Genomic DNA, 22,323 nt, shown 5'->3' with positions numbered 1-22,323 from the left:
CCCGCTGGAGTTCGCATGACCCCTGTTGATCCGGAGCGCGTGGAGCGCGCCGCGCAAGTGCTCTGGGATGCCCAGTCTGGCACGACGCCCTGTGCGCCCTTGAGTCAGAGCTTTGAAGGGCTGAGCGTGCAGGAAGCCTACGCGATTCAGGCACTGGTGGGACGCTGGCGGGAGCTTCGTCACGGGCTTAACGGGGCTCGCCCCGCGCGCCTTGTGGGGCATAAAGTCGGGCTTACCAGCGAGGCGATTCAGAGCTGGCTGAAGGTCAGTGAGCCCGACTTCGGGCTTTTGTTGAGCGATATGGTGGTGAACGACTCGATGGTGGCGTCGACCTCGACGCTCTTGCAGCCGCGGGCGGAGGCGGAGGTGGCTTTTGTGCTCGGGTCCGATCTGAGTGGTCCGGGGGTTACGGCCGCGCAGGTGGTGCACGCCACGGAGTATGTGATGGCGGCGATCGAGATTATCGACTCGCGCATCGCCGACTGGAAGATCACCTACGAAGATACGATTGCCGATAACGCATCGAGCGGACTCTTTGTGCTGGGCGGTCGGCCGCGCAAGATCGAAGACGTGGACCTGCGCCTGTGCGGGATGGCGATGCGCAAGAATGGTCGGGTGGTGTCGACCGGGGCGGGGGCGGCGTGTCTGGGGCATCCCGTCAACGCGGTGGCGTGGTTGGCTAACAAGCTCGGGGAGTTCGGACAGGGGTTGAAGGCAGGTCAGGTGGTTCTGAGCGGGGCGCTGGGGCCGGTGTGTGATGTGGCCGAGGGTGATTTTGTCGAAGCGGAGATTTCGGGGCTGGGGCGAGTGACGGTGCGTTTTGGGGAGTGAGCCTATGAGCAAGGTGAAGGTGGCGATTCTGGGGTCGGGCAATATCGGCACGGACCTGATGATGAAGGTGCAGCGCTCCGAGGTGCTGGAGCTGGCGATGCTCGTGGGCATCGATGAGGCATCGGAGGGCTTAAGGCGCGCCGGTGAGCTGGGTGTGGCGACGACGCATCGGGGGATTGAGGGGCTGATGGAAGACGCCTGCTTTGGGGAGGTTGAGCTGGTTTTTGATGCGACCAGCGCCTATGCGCACGCAAAACATGCCGAGCTCTTGCAGGCCGCCGGAAAGCGGGTGGTGGATATGACGCCGGCGGCGCTCGGGCCCTATGTGGTGCCGGTCTGCAACCTGGAGGAGCATCGCGAGGCGCCGAACGTGAATATGGTGACCTGCGGGGGGCAGGCGACGATTCCTGTGGTGTGGGCGGTGAGTCAGGTCGCAAAGGTCGCCTACGCCGAGATTGTGGCGGCGATCGCGAGCCGCTCGGCCGGTCCGGGGACCCGCGCCAATATCGATGAGTTTACGGTGACCACCTCGCGGGCGATTGAAGAGGTGGGCGGGGCGGCGAAGGGCAAGGCGATCATCATTTTGAACCCGGCGGAGCCGCCTCTGATCATGCGCGATACCGTGCATGTGTTCTCGGAGCTGGCCGATACCGAGGCCATTCGCACGGCGGTGGAGGAGGTTGTGGTGAAGGTTGCTGCCTATGTGCCGGGCTATCGCCTGGTGCGCGAGCCGATCTTTGAAATCTTCGATGAGGCCCATCCGCTGCGGGTTCCGGGGGAGGCGCCGAAGACCGGTGTGCATACCACGGTGCTTCTGGAGGTGGAGGGGGCCGGCGACTTTCTGCCGGCCTACGCCGGGAACCTCGACATCATGACGGCCGCCGCGTTGAAGATGGGCGAGCTTCTCGTTAGCTAAAAACCTTCGCGATCAGGTCTGGAGACTCGTTATGACGACTTCTACTTCGTCGAAAAAGATCCTTGTGAACGACTGCACCCTTCGCGATGGGATGCACGCGCTGGGCCACCAGTATTCGGTGGCGCAGATGGTGGCGATCGCCCGCAAGCTCGACGAGGCCAGGGTCGATATTGTGGAGGTCAGTCACGGCGACGGGTTGCAGGGGAACTCGTTCAACTACGGGTTTTCGGCCCATAGCGAGCGCGAGTACATCGAGGCGGTGCGCGCGGAGCTCAAGCACGCGAGGTTGGCGGCGCTCCTGTTGCCGGGGATTGGCACGCGCGCCGATATCGATGAGGCCAAAGCGATGGGGGTGGACACCATTCGCGTGGCGACGCATTGCACTGAGGCGGATGTGGCGCGCCAGCATATTGAGCACGGGCGCAGGCTGGGGCTCGACACGGTGGGGTTCTTGATGATGGCGCATATGACGCCGACCGCCGAGCTGGTCCGTCAGGCCCGGCTCATGGAGAGCTACGGGGCGCATTGTGTGTACGTGACGGATTCGGCCGGTGCGCTCCTGATGGAGGAGAGCCGCGAGAAGGTCGGGGCGCTGCGCGACGCGCTGGACTGCCAGGTGGGCTTTCATAACCACAACAACCTGGGGCTGGGCGTGGCCAATACGATCGTGGCGATCGAGGCCGGGGCTGACCGCGTCGATGGCTCGGTGGCGGGCATGGGCGCCGGCGCCGGCAACTGCCCGCTGGAGGTCTTGATCGCGGTGTGCGAGCGCATGGGCATCGAGACGGGGCTTGAGCTCTATCCGCTGATCGACTGCGCCGACCAGGTCGTGCGGCCCTTGCAGCGTCGACCGGTGCAGACCGATGGTAACGCCCTGATGCTGGGGTATGCCGGGGTGTACTCCTCGTTTTTGCTCCATACCGAGCGAGCCGCCGAGCGCTTTGGCGTGGACCCGCGCGATATTCTGGTGGAGCTGGGCCGGCGAGGCATGGTCGGCGGTCAGGAAGATATGATTCTGGACGTGGCCATGGCATTGAAATCTGGCCCTTCGACGTAGTCGCATTGTCCTTTTTCCCATGAGCAGGAAGACGTTATGGCGCTTAGTGAAGAGACGATTGAAGCGTTGGCCGCAAAGGTCGATGAGGCCGCCCGCACGACCACCCCGCTTACGATGCTCACCGCGGAGCTCCCGGAGCTGACGCTGGAGGAGGCGTATACGATCCAGCGCGCCTCGATGGCCCGGCGCTTTGAGCGGGGGGAGACGCCGGTGGGCATGAAGATGGGGCTGACCAGCCGGGCGAAGATGGAGCAGATGGGGGTGCACGAGCCGATTTACGGGCATCTGACGAGCTCCATGACGCTTTCCGACGGGGCGATGATTGCGCATGGCGACTACTGCCATCCGCGGGTCGAGCCGGAGATCGCGTTTGTGATGGGCGAAGATATCAGCGGGACGCCGACGCCTCAGGAGGCGCTGCGGGCGGTGAGCGGGGTGTGTGGCGCGCTGGAGATCATCGATAGCCGCTACAAAGACTTTAAGTTCACGCTGATCGATGTCGTGGCCGATAACGCCTCGTCGACGGGTTATGTGCTGGGGACGAAGCTCGCCCATCCGGCGACCCTGGAGCTGGGGAACCTGGGGATGGTGATGAGCGTCAACGGTCAGGTGGTGGAGACGGGCTCCTCGGCGGCGATTCTGGAGCATCCGGCGCGCTCGCTTGCCGCGCTGATTAAGATGCTCAACGCGCGTGGTGAGGGGCTGAAGAAGGGGCAGGTGGTGCTTGCGGGAGGGGCGACCAAAGCGGTGGCGCTCAAGCCCGGCGACCAGGTGACCCTGGAGGTGGAGGGGCTGGGGCGAGTGGAACTGGGTGTGGCGGGGTAAGTTAGCGGTAGAGATTGAGAAAAAGCCCGCAGCGCGTACGCGCTGCGGGCTTTTTCATTTCAAAATGGTGCTGCTCCAGCCCTCGTGTGAGGCGTCAGGAGCGATTGCGTTCTGCCCGAGGCGCTTGTTGGGGCAGCCCTCGAAGCCGATGCCCTGCAGCGGGTTGCGCAAGGCAGTCCGAGATAGGAAAGCGCACCGTGCGGGCCATGGGCCGCCGAGGATGAGAGCCTCGACGAGAGCCTTCGGTTGCATTCCGGGCATGGAATTCATGCCGTCCGGCATGCCTGCCGGGTCAGCCGAACGATGATCGTTGTGCGTTAGAAGGGCGAGTGCAGGGAGGTGGGGCAGGGGGGCTTCGAGCTGCAGAAGATAGCACGGGCTATCAAACGCGTGGCGAGGGGGGCGGGATAGGGTGGGTATCGTCGCCGCCTGGGAGCGACATACAACCCCTGTCTACGAGGAGACATCATGAGCCTTGAATTCTGTCGAAAAGAAGAGAGCGCCCGCACCCTGATTGGCCTGGAGATTCGCAGCAGTCACGCCACCGCCTGGGAGGATATTCCGGCGTTCTGGGAGCGGGTGATGGCGGAGAATCTGCTCGCGGAGCTAGGTGATGTGAGCACGATCTATGCGGTGTACACCGACTACGCTGGCGACTGGCAGGCGCCCTACACGATGGTGTTGGCGGTGGCGTGCGACGCCGAGCGGGAGGTGCCCGGGGGGATGCGCCGGGTGCAGGTTCCGGCGCAGACCTGGGCCAGTGCGACCTTGCTCGACGTGACGCCCCAGGCGGTGTGGGCGGGGTGGACCGAGGTCTGGGAGCGCTGGGAGGATCGCGACCGGCGCAGCTACGAGGTCGACCTGGAGATCTACCGCTTCGGGGGGGAGGTCCCGCAGGTGGAGCTGCAGATCGGCCTGGAGGAGGGGGCATAAGACCTCGTAGCTTCGGGGGCCCGGGGCGAGTGAGGGGGGGCGCCCTGAGGGTGGGGGCTTAGAGGTGGGCGGAGGTGGGTTGGAGGCGCGCCCAGACTTCGGTCAAAAGGTCTTCGGGTGGGGTGTGGGCGGGGTGGTTTAGGTAGCGCTCGATGAGCGGTTCGGCGACGGGTTCGTAGCCGCTGGAGGGGAGCCAGTGGCCGATCAGGCGCAGGTAGGTTTTATAAAGCGTTTCGTAGGGCCCACGATGCAACACCACCGCGAAGGTCCCCCCCGGAAGCTCCGAGGCGACGTACTCCCCGGTGCCCTGCAAGTGGCCACGATGCACCACGCAGGCGTCGGAGCGCAGCTGTTCGGCGGCGGTGATCTCGGGATCGTCGTGGTAGGCGCCGCAAAGCTCGATGGCCTCGGGGTCGAGGCCGCGCTCCAGCGCCCAGGCCAGGAGGCGATCAAAGGCCGGCCCGATCTCAAGGTAGGGGCCCCAGTGGCGTAGCATGATTATTGGTGAGGCGGGTCGGTGGCGTAGCTCGACATCGAGGGGGGCCTCGGGCAGGGTCGGTCGGAGCTCGGAGCTCAGGCGGCGGTCGTAGTGCGGGGGCAGCGCTTCGCGAAGCTGGGAGGGGGTGAGGTCGAAGTGGCTCTTGAAGGCGCGGGTGAAGGCCTCATGGGAGCCGTAGCCGGCGTCGACGGCGATGCGAAGCAGGGGGCGCTCGCTGCGCCGCACCTGGATGGCCGCGCGTTCCAGGCGCAGGCGGCGCAGGTGCTCGGCAACCGATTCACCGAACATGCCCCGAAACACCCGGTGGAAGTGGTGTTTGGACATCGCTGCGACCCTGGCGAGCGTGTCGGGAGCGAGGTCGTCGTCGAGGTGGTCGGTGATGTAGGCCTGCAAGTTGGCCATGCGGGTGAGGTAATCCTCGGTGGTGGTGTGACGCAGGCCGGGGATGCGCTGCGGGGTGGTGAATTCGGAGGTCATGGGAGAGCCGGGGAGGGAGGGAAGCGGAGTATGTCGGGGGGAGGAGGGGAAGGCGCCTCGGTCGCCGAGGCAGTCTCTTACATCGTCGCTGCACGCCAAACCATCGATGCAGGTGACGTGGCGGAAGGGAGAATGAGAGGTCAACGTGTGGAGTCGCGGATCTCGGTAGCGAGAACGCCAGGTCAACGTGTGGAGTTGTGGATCTAGCTGGCGAGAATGGTAACTCGGGCATCCGAGTTGTGGATCTAGCTGGCGAGAATGGTAACTCGGGCATCCGAGTTGTGGATCTAGCTGGCGAGAATGGTAACTCGGGCATCCGAGTTGTGGATCTAGCTGGCGAGAATGGTAACTCGGGCATCCGAGTAGCGGATCTAGCTGGCGAGAAGTGATGTTAGGGAGGCCAAAGTGCAGTTCTTGCTGGCGAGAATTGCATATTGGAATGTTATGTGAGGGGAGGGTAGGTGCAGTTTTGGCGAGGGGGGGGAGTTAGCCAGCGAGTATTTTGACGAGGAGTCCGGCGAGGATCAGGGCGAGGAGGGCGGGGAGGAGGGTGCGTTTGAGGACGTCGGCTTCGTGGCCGGAGATGCCAACGGTAGCGCAGCCGGCGATGATGCTGTGGGGGGCGATGGTGTTGCCGATGGCAGCGCCAGCGCCTTGAGCGCCGATGAGGCGGAGGGGGTCGAGGCCGAGGTGATTGGCTGCGGCGAGTTGGAAGTCGGTGAAGAGGATATTGGAGGCGGTGGCGGAGCCGGTGACGAAGGTGCCCAGGGCACCGACGAGGGGGGCGAGGAGAGGCCAGGTAGCGCCGGTGTGGGCGGCGGCTTCGGCGAGTGCATCGACCATGTGGGCGTGTACCATGAGCCGGGAGATGCTCAGCATGGCGAGGAGGGCGAGTGTGATGGGGAGGATCATGTGCAGGGCGGTGATGGCAGCGCGGGCGGTGGCTCGCCATGAGGTTGCCTGAATGCGGGAGGCGGTCAGGAAGGCGAGCAGGAGGATGGTGCCAGGGTGAAAGAGGGGTTCGACGTGGGCCTGGAAGTGGTCGAAGAGTTGCCAGGAGAGGTCGAGGGAGCGCAGTAGCGTGTTGAGGGGGGCGACCTGACGGGTGAGCAGGACCAGTAGGATGACGATAAGGTAGGGGGATGCGGCCTTGTAGAGTGGCATGGTGGAGGGCTGAGGGGCGTCGCCTTCGGGGAGAGGTTGTGGCGTGTCGGAGTCGGAATGTCTCCGGAGTTTGAGGGCGATGATGAAGAGGGAGGCACCAACCACGGCACCGCCCAGGGTGGGGAGTTCCGGGCCGAGGTGACGCGCGATAAGCGCCATGGGGAGAAGGCATCCGCAGGCGGCGAGTGCGTACCAGCTGGCGATGGAGCGTGGACTGGTTCTGTGCGAGGGCATTGAGGCGGCGCATCGATGGGCCTGCCAGAGCATCAGCGCGAGGAGGAGTGCGCCAACCGGAACGCTCAGATCGGAGGTGACCCGACCCAGGTTGAGGGGGGCGACGTCAGTGCTGGCGAGTTGGACCATGATGGGGGTGCCGAGGGCACCGAAAGAGACGCCGACGGCGTAGCCTATCAGGGTGATGGCGACGGCGTGGACGGCGGGGAAGCCGAAGGCGACGAGAAAGGGTGCGGTCAGGGCTGCGGGTGTGCCGAAGCCGGCGGCGCCTTCGAGAAAGAGGGCGAAGAACCAGGCGATGAGGATGGCCATCAGCCGGGGATCGTCGGTGAGGCGGCCCAGGTGTGCGCGGAGGGCGTCGATGGCGCCGGAGTGGAGTTGGAGGCGGTGGATGCACAGCGCTCCAAAGATGATCCAGAGGATGGAGGCGGCGGTGAAAGAGGCTTCTGCCAGGGAGCCAGCCAGGCCGATGGTGAGAGGAGCGTCAACACCGGAGAGGGAAGGGAAGCCGAAGTGGAGGAATGTGAGTGCGAGTGTGAGGAGCAGTCCGAAGGCGCCGGCGGTGGCCGCGGAGCGTTTAAAGAGGAGCATCGCCACGAGGATGAGGGCGATGGGAGAAGCTGCGAGGAGTGCTTCGAGCCACCAGGTCATGGGGAGGGGGCCGGGGAGGAGGGGGGAGGTGTGACGTGAGGGGGGATGGTAGCGTGATTTGAGGCAGGCTCAACCTTCGGTGATGGAGGTCGCTATGGGGGGGCGTGGTGGTCTTGCGAGTTCGTGCGCTTCTTGCTAACCCACAACAATCTATCATTGCTCATGGATGAAGAGGTTGCGCGTCGGAGTGCTGCCCGTGGTTTGTGAGCGCAATTGCGCTACGTGAAGAGGAGATGTCGGATATGATGATGATACGGAAGAGCACCCTTCTGGCCTTAGTGCTGATGATTTCGATGGCTTTCTCTGTGATGGCCTGCGGCGAAAGCGCCGACGACACCACGGGAGACGAGACTCCCAACGCCGCCGCGAGTTTTACGCTTGAGCTGAATACGGCGGGTAGCACGCTCAGCGTCGACGAGGGGCAGGCTGTGGAAGTGGCCTTTAACGTCGAGAATACGGGCGACGCCGACGGCACGGCGACGGTGACGTTCAGCCTGGGTGATTTTACGGATACGGCAGAGATTGCTGTGGCGGCCGGAAGCACCGAGGCCGGGAGCTTTAGCTGGACCACCGCTGCGGGTGATGCCGGCAGCTACAGCGCGGAAGTCACGCTGGGTGAGACGACGGTGACCGCCGGTGTCGAGGTCAGTGAGGTGATTATTGACGAAGCCAGCGCGTTCTTTGAGCTGAGCATTGATACTGAAGCGAGCACGCTGACTGTTGTTGAGGGCGAGTCGCTGAAGGTTGTGGTTGTGGGGATGAATACGGGAGATGCCGAAGGGATTATCGAGCTCACCGGGCAGATCACGATGGAAGGTGGGGCCGTGGGCGCGCTGGACATTCGGCCGCAGGGCGAGGAGGCGACTACGCCGATTGCTCCGGGTCAGGGCGTTCAGATTCAGGCGACGCTGCCCACGGGGCCGGGCGAGCAGGAGCTTTCGGCGGGAACGCATAGTCTGGAGATTTCGTCGCTGCATGATTCGGTGACGACCGAGATCGTGATCACCGCGCCTCAGTAAGGCTACGAAGGCAACGATCGAGGAAGGTGTCAGCAGCAGCCCCGCTTGAGTCAAGCGGGGCTGTTTTTGTCCGGGGGATGGCGTGAGGGCGATTTAGCGTATGTCATCTTCGGCGTAGATGATGATGACACGGTAGATGGACCAGGGGTCGGCGGGGTGGCGGTAGGGGGCGGCGATGACGGCGGCGCGAAGGAGGCGCGCGTTGACGAGCCTGTCGGGGACGTGGAAGTCGTCGAGGTCGCGGGCGGTCAGGGTCCACCAGACCACGCTTGAGTCGAGGTTTCGAACCATGGCGTCGACGACGCGCTCGGTGGCGCGGGCGGGGGTGACCTGACCTCGGGCGATGGCACCGGAGAGGAGGACGGCGGCGCGCTGGTAGTTGCCGGAGTCGAAGATGGGGCGGTTACCGGCGGCGTCGCGTGCGGTGTTGATGGTGTTGAGGGCGCGGGCGACGAGCTCATCTTCGGAGAGGTCGGGGACGCGGTTGTAGCCGGCGATGAGCAGGCTTGTGGAGGCATCTCTTTGAATCGCGGCCAGGGCGAGGTGGCTGAGGCGAGGATCGAAGAGCATATCTCGGGCGGTGGGGCTGGTGAGGATGAGGGCCATGGCTTTGGCCGGGTTGTTGGTCGGGTGATGTCGGATGGAGAGTTCTCCGTACAGGATAGGCTCACCGATGTCCCACCCGGCGGTGACGGCGCCCTGGTAGAGCTCGGCTGCGGCGGTGTCGCGGTCTTGTTGGGCTTCAATAAGGTGGGGGAAGACTTTGCCGATGGTTTGGGACTGGGCTTCGGAGAGGACGACGGGTTGCATGCCGGAGAGCGTGCGGATGCGGTTGAGCTGGGCGGTGAGTCGGGAGAGGGCGTCGGAGGCGTCGCGCACGTCGGGGACAGCGACGGTGGCGCTGACGTAGCGGGGATCATCGAGGTCGGTGAGAAAGAGAGCCATGGTGCCCAGGTCTCTCCAGGGCAGGTCGCTCAGGGAGAGGGCGAACTCGACGTAGGCGCGGCCGCGGGGTTCGGTGGGGGAGTCGCCGCCGCAGTGGAAGCGGAAGTCGGGGTAGCGCACGGCCTGATCGCGTTCGCAGCGGCGGGAGCCGAGGTTGCCGACGGTGATGTAGGCGCGGACGTAGTCGTAGCGTTCGTCGAGGACGCGGCCTTCCAGGGTGCCCTGCTCGTCGAAGGTGATGGGGCGCGGTGTGACGGTCATGGTGCGTCGGCCGGCGCTCATCATGACGGCAACGTGTTGGCCGATGCGCTCGACGTGCATGCCGAAGTCGACAAGGCCGGTGTACCGGTCACGGTGCTCTTCAATGAAGTTGAAGTGAGCGTCATGGAGGGCGCTTTCGACCTGGTCGAGGGGGGTGTTGCCGTCCAGGTATTTGACGCTGAGTCTGTGACCGGGGCCGATCCAGCCGCAGCGCGCGCCGATGTAGGTCTCAAGCTCGTCGTCGGGCCAGCGGTTGTTGGCGACGACGTAATGGGCGGTCTGGCGCGCGACGCAGTGGCTGGCCTCGGAGCGGGCGGTGTTGTCGAGGCTGTCGACCTTTTGGGCGAAGGCCTGCTCCCAGACTTCGAGGTTCTGGCGGGGGACGTGGCCGAGGGTGTCGGGAAGCGGGGCGACCAGGTTCCAGCGCTCTGCGGGCTGAGGGCCGACGAGCTCTTCGAGGGAGAGGGAGGGGGCGGGCGAGGCGACGATCTCCTGGATCTTCTCTCGGGAGGGAAGGTCCAGTGAGGGGGCCTCGCCCATGCGGCTGCTGGGCTCAGGGGTAGCGCAGGCGGCCGCGAGGAGGATGGCGGCGAGGAGGAGGGCCCGGTGGCGTGGCGAGGGGAGAGCGGCGGGGAACTTCATAGTGAACGTCCAGTACTACAGCGCGTGAGAGCGACGCGCTCGTCGGGCCTGACGAGCGCGCCGCCGAGGGATCAGCGGATGTCGCCTTTGGCGTACATGATGACGACGCGGTAGATGCTCCAGGGGTCGTCGGGGTGCTGGTAGGGCGCAGCGAAGACGGTGGCGCGCAGGGCGCGGGCGGTGATGAGCGCATCGGGGATGGAGAAGTCTTCGAGGTTGTCGGTGGCAAGCGTCCACCAGAGGACTTCGGTTTCGAGGTTGCGGCTCATCGCGCGGGTGATGCGGTCGGTGGCTTCGGTCGGGGTGCCCTTGCCCTGGGCGACGGCGCCGGAGAGCAGAGTTGCGGCCTGCTGGTAGTTTCCGGAGTCGATGACGGGGCGGTTTCCTGCGGCTTCGCGGGCGGTGTTAAGGGTGTTGAGCGCGCGCTCGACGAGTTGTTCGCCAGTGAGCCCGGGGACACGCTTGTAGCCAGAGAGCAGGAGGCTGGTCGCGCCGTTTTCCTGAGAGGAGGCCATGGCGATGTGGCTCAGATCAGCGTTGAAGAGCATGTGGCGGGCCGAGGGGCTGGTGAGCAGGGTGGCCATCGTGCGGACCGGATCGTTGTGGGCGGTCACGCGCATGGTGAAGTCGCCGGAGAGGATGGGCGAGCCGATGTCCCAGCCGGCGATGGCGGCCAGCGTTAAGCGGGAGAACAGGTCCTCATCATCGTCGTTGTGGGCAGCCAGCATATGCGGCAGGAGCTCGCCGAGGGTTTTTGACTGGGGTTGAGAGAAGGCCACGGGGGTGAGTTTGGAGCGTTCGCGGAAGGCGTTGATTTGTGCGGCGAGTCGCTCGGTGGAGGTGGTGCCTTCGGAGGTGGTGGGGACGGCGGCGGTGGCGCTGACGTAGCGCAGGTCGGACGGGTCGCTCACCAGGAGGGTGGTGCCGCCAAGCTCCGAGAAGAGCTGGTCGCGCACGTCGAGGGTAAGCTCGACGTAGGCGCGGCCCTGGGGTTCGGTCTGGGAGTCGCCGCCGCAGTGGAAGCGGAAGTTGGGGAAGCGCGCGGCCGGGTCGCGTTCGCACACCCGGGCGCTCAGGGAGCCTTCGCCGATGTAGGCTTGAACGTGGTTGTAGCGGGGGCCTTCCACACGTCCTTCGATGGTGCCGCGCTCATCAAAGGTGATGGGGCGAGGCTTGAGCGTGACGGTGCGCTCCGCGGCGACCATGGTGGCGATGGTGGCATCGCCAATGCGCTCAATGTTGAGGGCGGCGTCCATCGGTCCGTCGATGGCTTTGCGGGAGCTCTCCAGGAAGCTGGTCATGTGGTCGCTGAACTGCGCGGCGATCTGGTCGAGGGAGCGGTTGTCGGTGATGCGCAAACCGGTGGTGGCGAAGTCGCCGCCGACCCAGCCGCAGCGCGCTGCGATGAAGGTCCGGAGCTCCTGGTCGGGCCAACGCTCGTTCTCGGCGTAGTAGTGGCCGTACTGGCGGGCCACACAGGCGGAGGCTTCGGAGCGCACGGTGTTGTCGGTGTCGTTGACGAGCGCAGCGAAGCCCTGCTCCCAGCTTTTGGAGGAGGTGAGGGGGGCGTGGCCGATGGTGGTGGGAAGCGGTGCGACGAGCTCCCAGCGTTCGACGGCGATGGGGCCGGCGATCTCGGAGATGTCGACGTCGGGCGCGGGTGCGGAGGCCAGCTCACGGACCTTGTTGGCGTCGGGGAGATCGAGGGCGGCGGTCTGGCCGCTGGCGCGCTGGTTGGTGGTGGAGGCGCAGGCGCCGAGCAGGGTGGTCAGGCAGATGAGAGTCGCGGTGCGTCCGACGCAGGTCGGGCGTAGGGTAAAGAGCATGACTTCTCCCGGGGTGGGGCGTGGGATGTGCAAAGGTCGTTGCGGATGCGCGAGACCATATCACCCGGGGAGGGGATTTCAACTGGAGAGTGGAGCCGGTCGGGCTCAGCCGGAGGGGGCGCTCAGGAGACGTGGATCAAAGGCGTAGGGCTCGGGCGGGTGGAACGTAAGGCGGGCAAGATCGGGATGGGAGGGGTTGAAAAGAAGGTTAAATTCGGAGGGGATGATGACCGAAGGCACGCGCAAGACCGCGCTCTCCTGGCTCAAGATCCACTCGGAGCCCATCGTCTTCAGCGCCCGCAACCCGTCGACGCGTCGCCAGCCTTCGGGCAGCTCGTCGGGAAGGATGGTGCGGATGGCGAGCTCAAGGGGGATGTCGACCCGGATGGCCACGCGTCCCGCGAGCGGGATGCCGGCCGGGACGTGCACAAGCTGCTCCAGGGTGGCCAGCGCGAGGCTCTCGGAGGTGTAGGCCACCGCCGAGCCCCGGTGGTTCCAGCGGCCGCCAAAGCGTCGGGCGCCTTCGCCATCAAAGGCGGTGGCGGCCCATTTCTGATCGGTGAGGCGAAAGGCGCGCATCATCAGCTGTAGACCCCGAACTCGATGCGGCCGAGGAGCTCGGCGACCTTCTCGGCGCCGGCGTCGGTTTTTAAAAGATGAATAGGAGGACGACCGCCCAGTGCCGCGTTCTCACATTTGAGCCAGCTCGCCGCGGCGTCCCGCTCCCCCAACACCTCAATGGCGCGGCGCGTGATGCGGGCCACCCGGTAGAGCTGGTCGGAGAGCTGGGAGGAGAGATGATGCTTTTTGGCCTTGAGGTTGCGGATCAGCGTCTGGCGGCTCACGCCCAGGGCCTTCGCCATCTCGACCTGGCTGAGGTTGAGGTAGTTCTGGAGAGCCTCGATGGTGCGGTAATGAAAGCCCTGAAGAATATGGGCCTCCATGGTCTCATCGGGCTCGACGTTGAGAATATCTTCGATGAGGGGGGCGGTGGACATCGGGCCTCCGGGTAGGATGGGAGGTGAAGTGCGGGCGGTAGGGTGTAACAGGTGATGGTGAGAATACACACAGATGTAACAGGGGGCCAGGGGAGGGGTATTTCAAGAGGGGGTGGGTTTGGGTTTGTGGCTTGGTCGCGGAGAAGAAAAGGGGGGATGGGGAAAGAGCGGTAGCTGACCGCTACGAGTCCAACCGAAGAACGCGTCGAGATAGTTCAGGCAACGATTGCCACTGCACCAAGCGAAATGATAAATAATGTTACAAGCCATCTGCGAAACTGATAGGCTCTCGGATTTGCCAAGTGAATCACGAGATGCAGCACGTAAAGAATGCGAGGTAACGGTCTTGGTATATTTTGGAACGACATACCGTCATGGTGTGTAGCCGTTTTGGTTCATCGAAGAAAATGACGCAATTCGGGGGCTAGCGAGGGATCTCGAATTGTCCGCTAGGTCGTGGGACCTGATGCACCGAAACCCATTTGTTTAAGGCCGCAAGGTTTTTTTTCATTATCCCGTTGTCCCTGGAGAGATCTGGGGGCCAACGTACCAAACGAGGTTGGAGATGGTCGATCAAGCCGCGATTCGACGGGCAGTTCAAGGGCGCAATTACTCGGTTAGAATTCACGAAGAGTGGAGGACGCCGGCAGGGAATCGTCGCAATGCACCCATGTATGAGGCGTCCATACGGAACGATTTTTTGGGAAAAGAACGCGTTATAAAAGGTAAAGAGTACGGCGCAGTTCGGCAAAAATGTGAAGACCAGTTGGAAAAGTGGGCCGCCGAGGAAATTAAGAAACGAGTCATTCAAGCCGAAAAAGACGACAAAAAACGTGCTGCGGCGGCGTGTGAAGTCGCCGATGAAGAGGCCAAGGTCTTGATACGTCGTCTTCGAGGCATTTTGCACGCCACGCTAACAATCGATGATCGAATCGACTGGCAGGCCTTGGTGGATCGGCAGCCCCCTCCACCCTTTGCATTTCCTGAATCGCTCCCTGCAGCGCCTGAAAAGCCGCCTTTTCCAGAGCTTCCAAAGGCGTCGTTTTGGGAGTGGCTTCTGCCTCAAATGAAGAGGAACAGACTCCAGCGGACGGAGGAGCTCGAGCAAAGTTATGCGGCGACATGTGAGGGGATGCAGCAAAATCTCGCGCGTGCACGGGAGGACTATCGGGCGCGACTCGCGGTAGCACAACGTGCTCATGAAGTGAGTGCGGCGAATTTTCTGCGCGAGCAACGTCGTCGAAATGAATCGATCATGGCGTTTAAGACTCAGTTTGAAGCCGGCCATCCCAAAGCCATTATCGAGTATTTGCGGGAGGTCTTTGAGAGAAGCGAGTACCCTGAGGGGTACTATGTCGCTCATGAGGCTACCTACGATCAGCCGTCGGAGACTATAGTCATCGACCTCACACTGCCGTCTCAGGATGAGATTTCGGATGTGGAAGGCTACAAGTTCATCGCGAGCAGAAAGGAGCAAAAAGAAATTAAGATGAAGAAGAAGGATCACGACGCGCTCTACGAGACTGTCGTTCAGCAGACGATCCTTCGCACGATTCATGAGGTGTTCGAGTCGCTATACACACCGCATATTCAGGCGGTGGTTGTTAATGGTTGGGTGACTGCGCTCAATAAGGCGACCGGTCACGATGAGACGTCCTGCGTGATCTCGGTTTCGACAGAACGGAGTGCATTTGAGGCGATTCAGCTCGAGCGCGTCGACCCGGCAGAATGTTTGAGACAACTCAAGGGGGTCGTGGCTGGCCCCCTTTCTCAGCTCGCGCCTGTAAAGCCCATCATGCAGCTGAACCGGGCGGACAATCGCTTTGTCGAATCCAAAGAGGTTTTGGCCGAGTATAATAGCAAGAGCAATCTGGCCGAGATGCCCTGGGAGCAGTTTGAGCACCTGGTTCGGGAGCTCTTTAGCGAAATGTTCTCGGGTGCAGACACCGAAGTAAAGGTGACGCAAGCCAGCAACGATGGAGGAGTCGACGCGATAGCGTTTGATCCGGACCCAATTCGCGGCGGAAAGTTCGTCATTCAGGCCAAGCGCTACACCAATGTGGTGCCGGTTTCGGCAGTCCGAGACCTCTACGGCACGATGATTTCCGAGGGCGCCACCAAAGGCCTCCTGGTGACGACTGCGCATTTCGGGCGAGATACTCGAAGCTTTGCCAATGGAAAGCCGATCTCGCTGATCGACGGAGCAAACCTGGTTTATTTGTTGGAAGAGCATGGTCATAAGGTGCGCCTTGATGTGGCCGAGGCGCGAGCCAAACGCCGATCAGGGACTTGAAAGACAAAAATACTGAGTGTCTCGTGTCCCAAAAGTTGACCGTTCGGCGCGAGGGCTAAGAGGCACAGAAACGTAGTGTCGTTTAGTGAAGGGATGGAAAATGAAGAGCCTGTGGATCGCGTGTCTTGGGACGTTCGTAATTATCATTGGATGCTCGAATTTGGCGGAGGCTCACCCTGGACGGACCGCTTCTGACGGGTGTCATATGTGTCGGACAAATTGCGAGAAATGGGGTCAGGAACAAGGTGTGCGGCATTGTCATGGCGAACGGCATCAGCCTAGACCAAGGTCCACGCCACCGGTGTCAAAACCCGAGTCGCCTGTGGCCTTTCCTGAGCGAGCGGCGGACGAGTGATTCGCGTATCATCATACGTTGAGAACGGTCGAAAGGGCGGTCCCTTTAATTAGCGTTGAAGGGACCGTTTTTTTATATTCGCCGCACGTCCTTAAACTGGAAGCAGGCGGTGCACTAGAAGTGGGCGGTGTGGGGAGATTGAAGGCGTATGGATGTGATTGGAGGGCTTCGGTAACTCGGCCACATTGGACGTAGAGCACCATCCGTATAAAATTGGCGTCCGGGCTCTGTCGGTGCCTTCGTATTTTAGGAGATGTTGAATCTGTGTGGGCGTACATTTTATGTTTTTGGTGTGGTTTTGACAGTTTTTGAGGTTGAAGGTAAGTCCCATGACGCAGGGGGAGGGTATGATTTGGTAGCATCTTTTTTGGAGTTGGGTATGGCGTTTGTGGGCTGTTCTTTTTGGGGAAAGTGTGTGCCGTTTGGGAGTTGCGAGTCTTTGGTTTTTATAAAACAAGAGAGAGCGGTGGAAATGGGTCTGAATACGCATATCGAAAACTACCTTGAATATTACTTTGATTCAGATGTTGATGCTCGTTATGCAGTCTTGATTCATGGGAAATGGGGAGTGGGAAAGACTTTTTTTGTTAATCGTCTAAAGGAGCATTGGGAAGGGACGTTCGACGATGCTCAGATCCTTTATGTGAGTCTTTATGGTGTCGCCAAAGTTTCCGATATCCAGGATCAGTTTTTTGCGCAGATGCATCCTGTTTTGGCCTCGAAACCCGCGCGGATTTTCGCTCTTTTGGGAAAAGATGCGATGAGGTTTGCCTATCGCGCTCCCTTAAGTCATGAAGATAAGTCAAGTGTCACCACCAGCCTGCAAGCGAAAGGCGTGGCCGATGCGGTGAGCGGATGGCTCTCCGAAGTCAAAGGTCATATCTTGATATTTGATGACCTTGAGCGATGTTCGATGAGTCTGGATGTCGTTCTCGGCTATATTAATAGCTTCGTCGAGCATCATGGGTGTAAAGTTGTTATTCTCGCCAATGAAGATGAGATTCGAACGTTGGTCGGAGTCGAAGGTGGTGGAGATGGAAAGCAAAGGCGTTATCAGCTCGTGAAGGAGAAGTTGGTTGGTAAAGGTTTTCACCTTCAGCCAGATGTTGACAGCGCTGTTAAATCTTTTTTGAGAGATATGAAGCCGGGTGTTGAACCTGTAGTTTCTCCTTTTCTGGAAATGATTGTTCAAATTCATCAGGCGTCAGGTACGGAGAACTTACGCCATCTTCGAAGCACGTTTGAAGAGTTTCAGCGCTTGCTGATGCTCTTTCCAAAAGACGTGGTCGGGGCTTTTGAAGTATGTGGAGAGGACAGTCCCGAATATCTCTTTTTGAAGGTGGTGATAGAGGAGTTGACGATCATGCTTCATGAGGTGAAGTCGGGGTGTTTGAGCGTGAAGGATGTTCCTCGATTTCGCAGTGCGATGCTTCGGGTAGCGATGCAATCTGGAAAAGAGTCTGAGCCCTACTCTCAACGAGATATAGAGGAATTTGGTGAGGAATTGCTCAGAGCCGCTGTGCAGGCAGTTCCTAAGTATAAAGCGTTTATCCATTGGACAACGCCAGTTGGTTTGCTCCCCATAACGTGGGGAAAGTTCTTTGCGTTTTCCTTTGTGCCGTCCGATGAGCTTAAAGATGGTTTTGAGTCTTTTGTTGTGCCATATAGGGGAAGGCGAGAGCCGTGGGAGAGGTTGATCCATGTTTGGGAGTTGGATGATAGTGAATATGACGATGCTATGAGGTTTGTGGATGATGAGCTGGCTCATTATGGAGAGCATCGTCTAGGGGTTCTTTTGCATATCTTTGGTGTAAAGGTTGATCTGGCTTTGACCGGGCATCCGGATTATGATGTGAAACGTGTTGTTCGAGAGGCTAAGGCGTATGTTTCTGAGCTTAAAGGAAGAAGGGGGTTGGTGTTGGGTCCCGATGCTGACCGCTATGCAGGTGGTTTGATCGGGTCTATGTATAAAAATAGGCAATTTGATGCCTGGGAAAGCGACGAGTTTCAAGAGATTCATCGCTTTGCTGTGGAGTGCTTCGAAAAACAACAACAGGACCTCCTGGTTGAATGTGCCAAGTTGAAAGTTGTGGCTAACTTGCACGACAGTCAATGGTTGTATGAAAACCTTACGCGTGCACGGTCAAAGGGGGAGTACGCGGACGTGCCTGTGTTGGCGAGTCTTGAACAGAGTCAGTTTGTTAGTGCCTTTGAGTTATTATCGCTCGGAGACCGATTGAGCGTGGTCGGCGTTCTTAAAGCCCGCTACGAGTCAAGACTGCCTGATGAGCTGAAGAGGCTATGTGCTGAACGCCCGTTGATCGATGCGCTTGTGGCCTCCGTGGAGAAGGCCCGTAGCCGACATGGCAAGGCAACCTGGTTGGCAGGGAGAGTGATTCTTGAACGGCTTGAAGAGGTGCAAAGCCAGCTGACCTCAGTCGAGTTGGTCGACGAATCAGAGCAGGTTTTGAGCGAAGCGAAAGGTGCGGAAGCTGTGAGTGACGAGAGTCCCTAATCAAGACAAGGGCTGAGTCTTCTAATGCTGATGCGTAGACTGAACCCCCCCGCCAGCATTCGACCGCCGCGCCTGACCCTTCTCCCAACCCTGCAAGTCTCTTCGAACCCACACGCTCAACCCACCGTCGAAGCCTTGCGCCGGGCCTCGACCCCCACGCTCGACCCACCTTCGAGCCTTTGCGCCGGGCCTCGACCCCCACGCTCGACCCACCTTCGAGGCTTTGCGCTGCGCCTCGACCCTCGCCGCTGTGGGTTGGGGGAAGGCTCGCGTCGCGCCTCGATGCTCGCCGCATTGGGTTGGGAGGAGGCTTGCGCCGCCGCTTGTAGAGCGCGCCGAGCTATCGACCTACCCTTAGCGCGCCTTTCGCAAAGCGCGCCGAGCTATCGACCTACCCTTAGGGCGTGGGTCGACCCGCGGCTCGCCACGCCATGAGACGAAAAAAAGCCCCTCGACGCTCACGCCATCCCTTAGAGGAATGACGCAAACGCCGAGGGGCTAACAAGGCCATCCGGATGACCCTGGCCCTCAAGGTCTGAAGGGGTTCATTCGCTGAGCGCTGGCGAGTGCCCACCGATCGGAGCGCCGGCGTTGACATCGGCCAGAGTGCCCGAATCGTCGCCTTCTTCTGCGTCGATGATTTCGCCGGTTTCGGCATCAACCACCGGCATAGTGGAGCGGCGACGGCGGTACCGTGCCGTACGCTCCTGCTGATCCCGCACCGCCGACAAAAGCTCGGAGCGAGCCGCCAGATCGTCCATCGTCAGCGCCAGGGCCAGCAGCACGACCCGGGCGAAGCTCTCCTCGGCCTCCTGGCGGGCAGCCTGCACCATGTCGAAGGTCAGGACGTTGTCGTGGACCGAGAGTTGCTGGCCGAAGAGGTCGTTGAACTCGACCAGGTTGGCGACCATGCCGGAGAGACCCAGGGTGTCGATGTCGCCGGCCAGCTCGTTTTGGAGGCGGTGGCTGAGCTCGTGGACGGAGGCGTGCTGGTCCTCGTATTTGAGGGCGGTGATGGGAAAGACGCCCTTGCGAAAGACCGACTGCGTGATGCGCTGGCCGGCGGCGCGTTGGGGGGAGTCGGTCTCGCCGGTGGCGAAGGTCTGCGCGATCGTGAAGATCTGGCCCAGGGTGCGGTCGATCTTGACGTCGGTCTTCATCGCTTCGTTGCGTTTGGCCGGGCCGCTGAGTTTGGATTGCTGCCAGTCGTAGTCGAGCTTGCGGGCGTGTTCGCAGAGGTTGCGGCTGGTGTTGATGCGGTCGATGAGGGCATCAAAGCTGCGTGCGGCGGCTTTGGGGCCGAGGTCGTCGAGACAGAAGAGCATGCTGCCGATGCCCTGCTTGTAGAGGTTGAGCGTGTCGCCGTTGGTTTCGAACATAGGAATCTCCATCGCTGCAGGTCTCTCTTTAAGAAACCGGTTGAGTCGCGACTGAAGCAATCGAGCACCCCCCATGGCTCGAAAGCCCCCTGCTCACAGCGTCGTACATCTCACACTCAGCGAGGGCTCTACGGCCGAGCACACCGTGCGTGGTGCCCACCTCGTCGATCGGGAGCGGTCGCGGTAGCGCTCCCGATGAACGTTCACGTTTGGAATGGGGTCACGGTAGGTGTGTCGGCAGCGAGCGTCAATGCGCAGGTGGTCGGTGCGGGGCTGGCGAGGAGGGCGGCAACGCGATGCGATGGAAGGGTGACGCGCTGGCCGGGGGAGAGCCCCGCAAAGGCGTCAGCGGACGTCCACACGATCGTTTCGCTGCAAAAAGCGGCCGCTGAAGGTCATCGACCGGCCCTTGCCCTTAAACGCCAGTTCATCGTGGTCGGTGACGCGGCCCTCGACGGCGTGGATGTGGAGGTGGGGCTCGGAGGTGTTGCCGGTGTTTCCGACCTCGGCGATGGATTGGCCGGCGCGGACGTGGTCACCGACGTCGACGCGCAGGGTGCCCTCCAGCAGGTGGGCCAGCACGATGGTGAGGTCGTGGCAGTGGATGGTGAGGTGGTTGCCCAGGAGATTGTCGGGGTCCATCTCCATCGGTTTCTGGTCAGGGAGGTCATTGCGCGCAGCGAGCACCTCGCCGTCGCAGGGAGCCAGCACGGGGGTGCGGTAGATGGCGTAGGCGTCGAGTGTTGGGGGCAGGAGGCCCCGGGCGCGAACGCCGTAGTCATTGAGCTGCACGATGTCGAGGCCGTAGCGCTGGGCCGGGACGTTGTAGTGGTGGTTGACGGCCTCATTGCCGCCGCCGTGCATGATAAAGAAGTCGCCGTCGGGAAGAGGCCAGGTCAGCTCGGTGGTGCGACCGTCGTGGGAGCCGGCCGAGACCAGGTAGGGGATCGAGGTCAGAAAGTAGACGGCGAGTAGTCCGACGAGCAGGGTGGCCAGCCAGGGTTTGACTTTTTTGGGGGGAAGCCAGGGAAGCTGGCTCCAGCGCTTTCGCAGAAAGCGTCCGATAGCGAGTACAAAGAGCGCCAGGAAGAGCCAGCGCCAGAACAAGCCGAACCAGCTCCAGCCGGCACCGGCGACGTGCATCGTGGCGAGAAACGAGGCCGTAAAGAGCGTTACGAGAAGCCAGTAGAGGCGAGCGTTTGTACGGCTGAAGGCCACCCAGGCGATAAGGATGGGGGCCAGGATGAGGTGAGCAAAGAGGGTGATGCCGATGATGATTGTTGCCACTTCGGCCTCCATCATGTGGGGGTTGGTTCCGGCTGCCGGCGTCAAACCGCCAACGTCAAAGATGTGCTTCCCGGGTATTCGGTTGGGCCGAGGGGCCGAGAGTCAGAAACAGGGGCTACAGGTAGGCCGTGGGCCTTTATGGAAGCAGCGTCGATGGCATCGAAAGCGCCGCATTCCGAGATTGTGGTGTGCTTTCGGCGTCCTAACACAGTTGAGCCGGGGCGAATAGTGTGGGGATATGACGCCGCGAGCGATGGAGGAGGGGAGCGATGCCTGCGGGTTTAACGGCCGATACAGCAGCGATGTCAGACTAAAAAAGCCGACCCCCCAGGGGTCGGCTTTTTTGGTGTTTGGTGCCGCGTTGAAGGGGGGCTTCGACGCGGTTTAGCAGTCGCTCTTGACGTCACTCACCCAGACTTGTTGAGAGTCTGCGATGCTCAGGCCGAGTTGTTCGGCCAGGGAGGCAACGTAGCTGTAACAGAGGGAGGGGAGGCTGGCGAATCTCATGCTGGTGACCCCTTCTTTAAGGGAAGAGACGTCGATGTTCGAGAGCAGGGGGGAGTGTGTAAAAGACACATCGCCAGCATGGCTGAGTCGAGGTGCGGAGAAGGTTGTAAGGTTTTCTGCGCCGGCGACCTTGATGCCTCCCATGAACCCTTGCCTTTCAAGGTGAGTCAGATTTTCAATATAGACTTCGGAGATGACAGATTCGGAGTGGCCGGATTCATCGAGCGTTATCATGCCCGTTTTTTGAAGCACAGGCAGGTTAATCGTTTTGACTGTGGGCGAACTGCTGGCGATCTGTACCTCGCGATCCACGCGTCTGAGGTTTGGAAGTTCGATACAGTCAAGGGAGATGTTTTGGGGAATGATCCAGAGTGTCCCATCAATGACTTCAGTGATGCGCTGGAAGCGGCGAAGGTCCGCATCCGTTTTGATGTCCACGCGTCCGTGTTCTGCTACAAAGGGGCCTTCAATCGTGGTGTCATCGGGTTCAAGAAGCTCACAGCGGGAGGTTCCGGTGACATCCGGATCGATGTTGTCGGAAGGGTCACGGTCCTCCTGATTGCTGGTTTGATCGGGTTCGTCTGCCCCCTCTCCGCAGGCCACGAGACCTGCTGTGAGGAAAAGGGTTGAGAGGGCGAAAAGGAGCGTGTTTTTGATGGTGGTGTGGTGATGTTTTGTCATGTTGTTGCGGTCCTTTTTTTTGGGGTGT

The 22,323-nt window shown here is 61.4% G+C and carries 18 protein-coding genes; 9 read left to right on the top strand and 9 right to left on the bottom strand.

What is annotated here, in order from left to right; all coding sequences use genetic code 11:
* Positions 1-15 precede the first annotated feature (15 nt).
* The 5 genes from EA187_RS12945 (at position 16) to EA187_RS12925 (ending at position 4,562) form a co-directional block, all read left to right on the top strand.
* Complete coding sequence (locus EA187_RS12945; protein ID WP_115605343.1) at positions 16-831, top strand: 2-keto-4-pentenoate hydratase; 816 nt, start codon at positions 16-18, stop codon at positions 829-831.
* A gap of 4 nt (positions 832-835) precedes the next feature.
* Positions 836-1,747, top strand: a complete 912-nt coding sequence (locus tag EA187_RS12940; protein WP_115605341.1) for an acetaldehyde dehydrogenase (acetylating) — start codon at positions 836-838, stop codon at positions 1,745-1,747.
* Positions 1,748-1,778: 31 nt separating this feature from the next.
* Entirely contained in the window at positions 1,779-2,804 is a 1,026-nt protein-coding gene (gene dmpG / locus EA187_RS12935) for a 4-hydroxy-2-oxovalerate aldolase (protein ID WP_115605339.1), read from the top strand.
* A gap of 36 nt (positions 2,805-2,840) precedes the next feature.
* A complete protein-coding gene (locus tag EA187_RS12930) occupies positions 2,841-3,629 on the top strand; it encodes a 2-keto-4-pentenoate hydratase (protein ID WP_127780523.1) in 789 nt (262 codons plus the stop codon).
* A 468-nt stretch (positions 3,630-4,097) separates the two neighbouring features.
* Entirely contained in the window at positions 4,098-4,562 is a 465-nt protein-coding gene (locus tag EA187_RS12925) for a GyrI-like domain-containing protein (RefSeq protein WP_127780522.1), read from the top strand.
* 58 nt (positions 4,563-4,620) lie between these two features.
* Here EA187_RS12925 and EA187_RS12920 read toward each other — a convergent pair whose 3' ends face one another.
* Together EA187_RS12920 and EA187_RS12915 are read right to left on the bottom strand one after the other, a co-directional pair.
* A complete protein-coding gene (locus EA187_RS12920; RefSeq protein ID WP_115605331.1) occupies positions 4,621-5,538 on the bottom strand; it encodes an AraC family transcriptional regulator in 918 nt (305 codons plus the stop codon).
* Between the two features lie 486 nt (positions 5,539-6,024).
* On the bottom strand, positions 6,025-7,587 hold the full coding sequence (locus EA187_RS12915; protein ID WP_127780521.1) for an L-lactate permease: 1,563 nt from the start codon (positions 7,585-7,587) through the stop codon (positions 6,025-6,027).
* A 242-nt stretch (positions 7,588-7,829) separates the two neighbouring features.
* On the opposite strand from EA187_RS12915, the gene EA187_RS12910 reads away from it, so the two are divergent.
* Positions 7,830-8,606, top strand: coding sequence for a CARDB domain-containing protein (locus EA187_RS12910; protein ID WP_127780520.1), 777 nt, complete (start codon positions 7,830-7,832; stop codon positions 8,604-8,606).
* 93 nt (positions 8,607-8,699) lie between these two features.
* Here the strand turns inward: EA187_RS12910 and EA187_RS12905 are convergent, their stop codons facing one another.
* The 4 genes from EA187_RS12905 to parS all read right to left on the bottom strand — a co-directional run bounded on the left by EA187_RS12905 (position 8,700) and on the right by parS (position 13,278).
* Positions 8,700-10,454 (bottom strand): hypothetical protein, encoded by a 1,755-nt coding sequence (locus tag EA187_RS12905; protein WP_127780519.1) that lies wholly within the window; start codon positions 10,452-10,454, stop codon positions 8,700-8,702.
* 71 nt (positions 10,455-10,525) lie between these two features.
* Positions 10,526-12,280 (bottom strand): hypothetical protein, encoded by a 1,755-nt coding sequence (locus EA187_RS12900; protein WP_127780518.1) that lies wholly within the window; start codon positions 12,278-12,280, stop codon positions 10,526-10,528.
* A 105-nt stretch (positions 12,281-12,385) separates the two neighbouring features.
* Positions 12,386-12,862, bottom strand: coding sequence for an RES family NAD+ phosphorylase (locus EA187_RS12895; protein ID WP_127780517.1), 477 nt, complete (start codon positions 12,860-12,862; stop codon positions 12,386-12,388).
* Positions 12,862-13,278, bottom strand: a complete 417-nt coding sequence (parS, locus tag EA187_RS12890; RefSeq protein ID WP_127780516.1) for a type II RES/Xre toxin-antitoxin system antitoxin — start codon at positions 13,276-13,278, stop codon at positions 12,862-12,864. Before parS ends, EA187_RS12895 begins: the two co-directional genes overlap by 1 nt.
* A 565-nt stretch (positions 13,279-13,843) precedes the next feature.
* Between parS and EA187_RS12885 the strand changes: the two genes are divergently transcribed.
* From EA187_RS12885 to EA187_RS12875, 3 genes are all read left to right on the top strand, one after another.
* The gene (locus EA187_RS12885; protein ID WP_127780515.1) at positions 13,844-15,571 is read left to right on the top strand and encodes a restriction endonuclease; all 1,728 of its coding nucleotides are present in this window, start codon (positions 13,844-13,846) and stop codon (positions 15,569-15,571) included.
* A gap of 100 nt (positions 15,572-15,671) precedes the next feature.
* Complete coding sequence (locus EA187_RS21080) at positions 15,672-15,926, top strand: YHYH domain-containing protein (RefSeq protein WP_127780514.1); 255 nt, start codon at positions 15,672-15,674, stop codon at positions 15,924-15,926.
* A 253-nt stretch (positions 15,927-16,179) separates the two neighbouring features.
* Positions 16,180-18,441, top strand: coding sequence for a P-loop NTPase fold protein (locus EA187_RS12875; RefSeq protein WP_127780513.1), 2,262 nt, complete (start codon positions 16,180-16,182; stop codon positions 18,439-18,441).
* Positions 18,442-18,986: 545 nt separating this feature from the next.
* Here the strand turns inward: EA187_RS12875 and EA187_RS12870 are convergent.
* From EA187_RS12870 to EA187_RS12860, 3 genes are all read right to left on the bottom strand, one after another.
* On the bottom strand, positions 18,987-19,820 hold the full coding sequence (locus EA187_RS12870) for a DUF6261 family protein (protein WP_127780512.1): 834 nt from the start codon (positions 19,818-19,820) through the stop codon (positions 18,987-18,989).
* 345 nt (positions 19,821-20,165) lie between these two features.
* A complete protein-coding gene (locus EA187_RS12865) occupies positions 20,166-21,107 on the bottom strand; it encodes a M23 family metallopeptidase (protein ID WP_164856249.1) in 942 nt (313 codons plus the stop codon).
* 384 nt (positions 21,108-21,491) lie between these two features.
* Complete coding sequence (locus EA187_RS12860; protein WP_127780510.1) at positions 21,492-22,295, bottom strand: hypothetical protein; 804 nt, start codon at positions 22,293-22,295, stop codon at positions 21,492-21,494.
* Between the last annotated feature and the right edge of the window lie 28 nt (positions 22,296-22,323).

Source organism: Lujinxingia sediminis (genome assembly GCF_004005565.1).
Lineage (GTDB): Bacteria > Myxococcota_A > Bradymonadia > Bradymonadales > Bradymonadaceae > Lujinxingia > Lujinxingia sediminis.
This window is presented reverse-complemented; position numbering and strand designations above follow the sequence as displayed.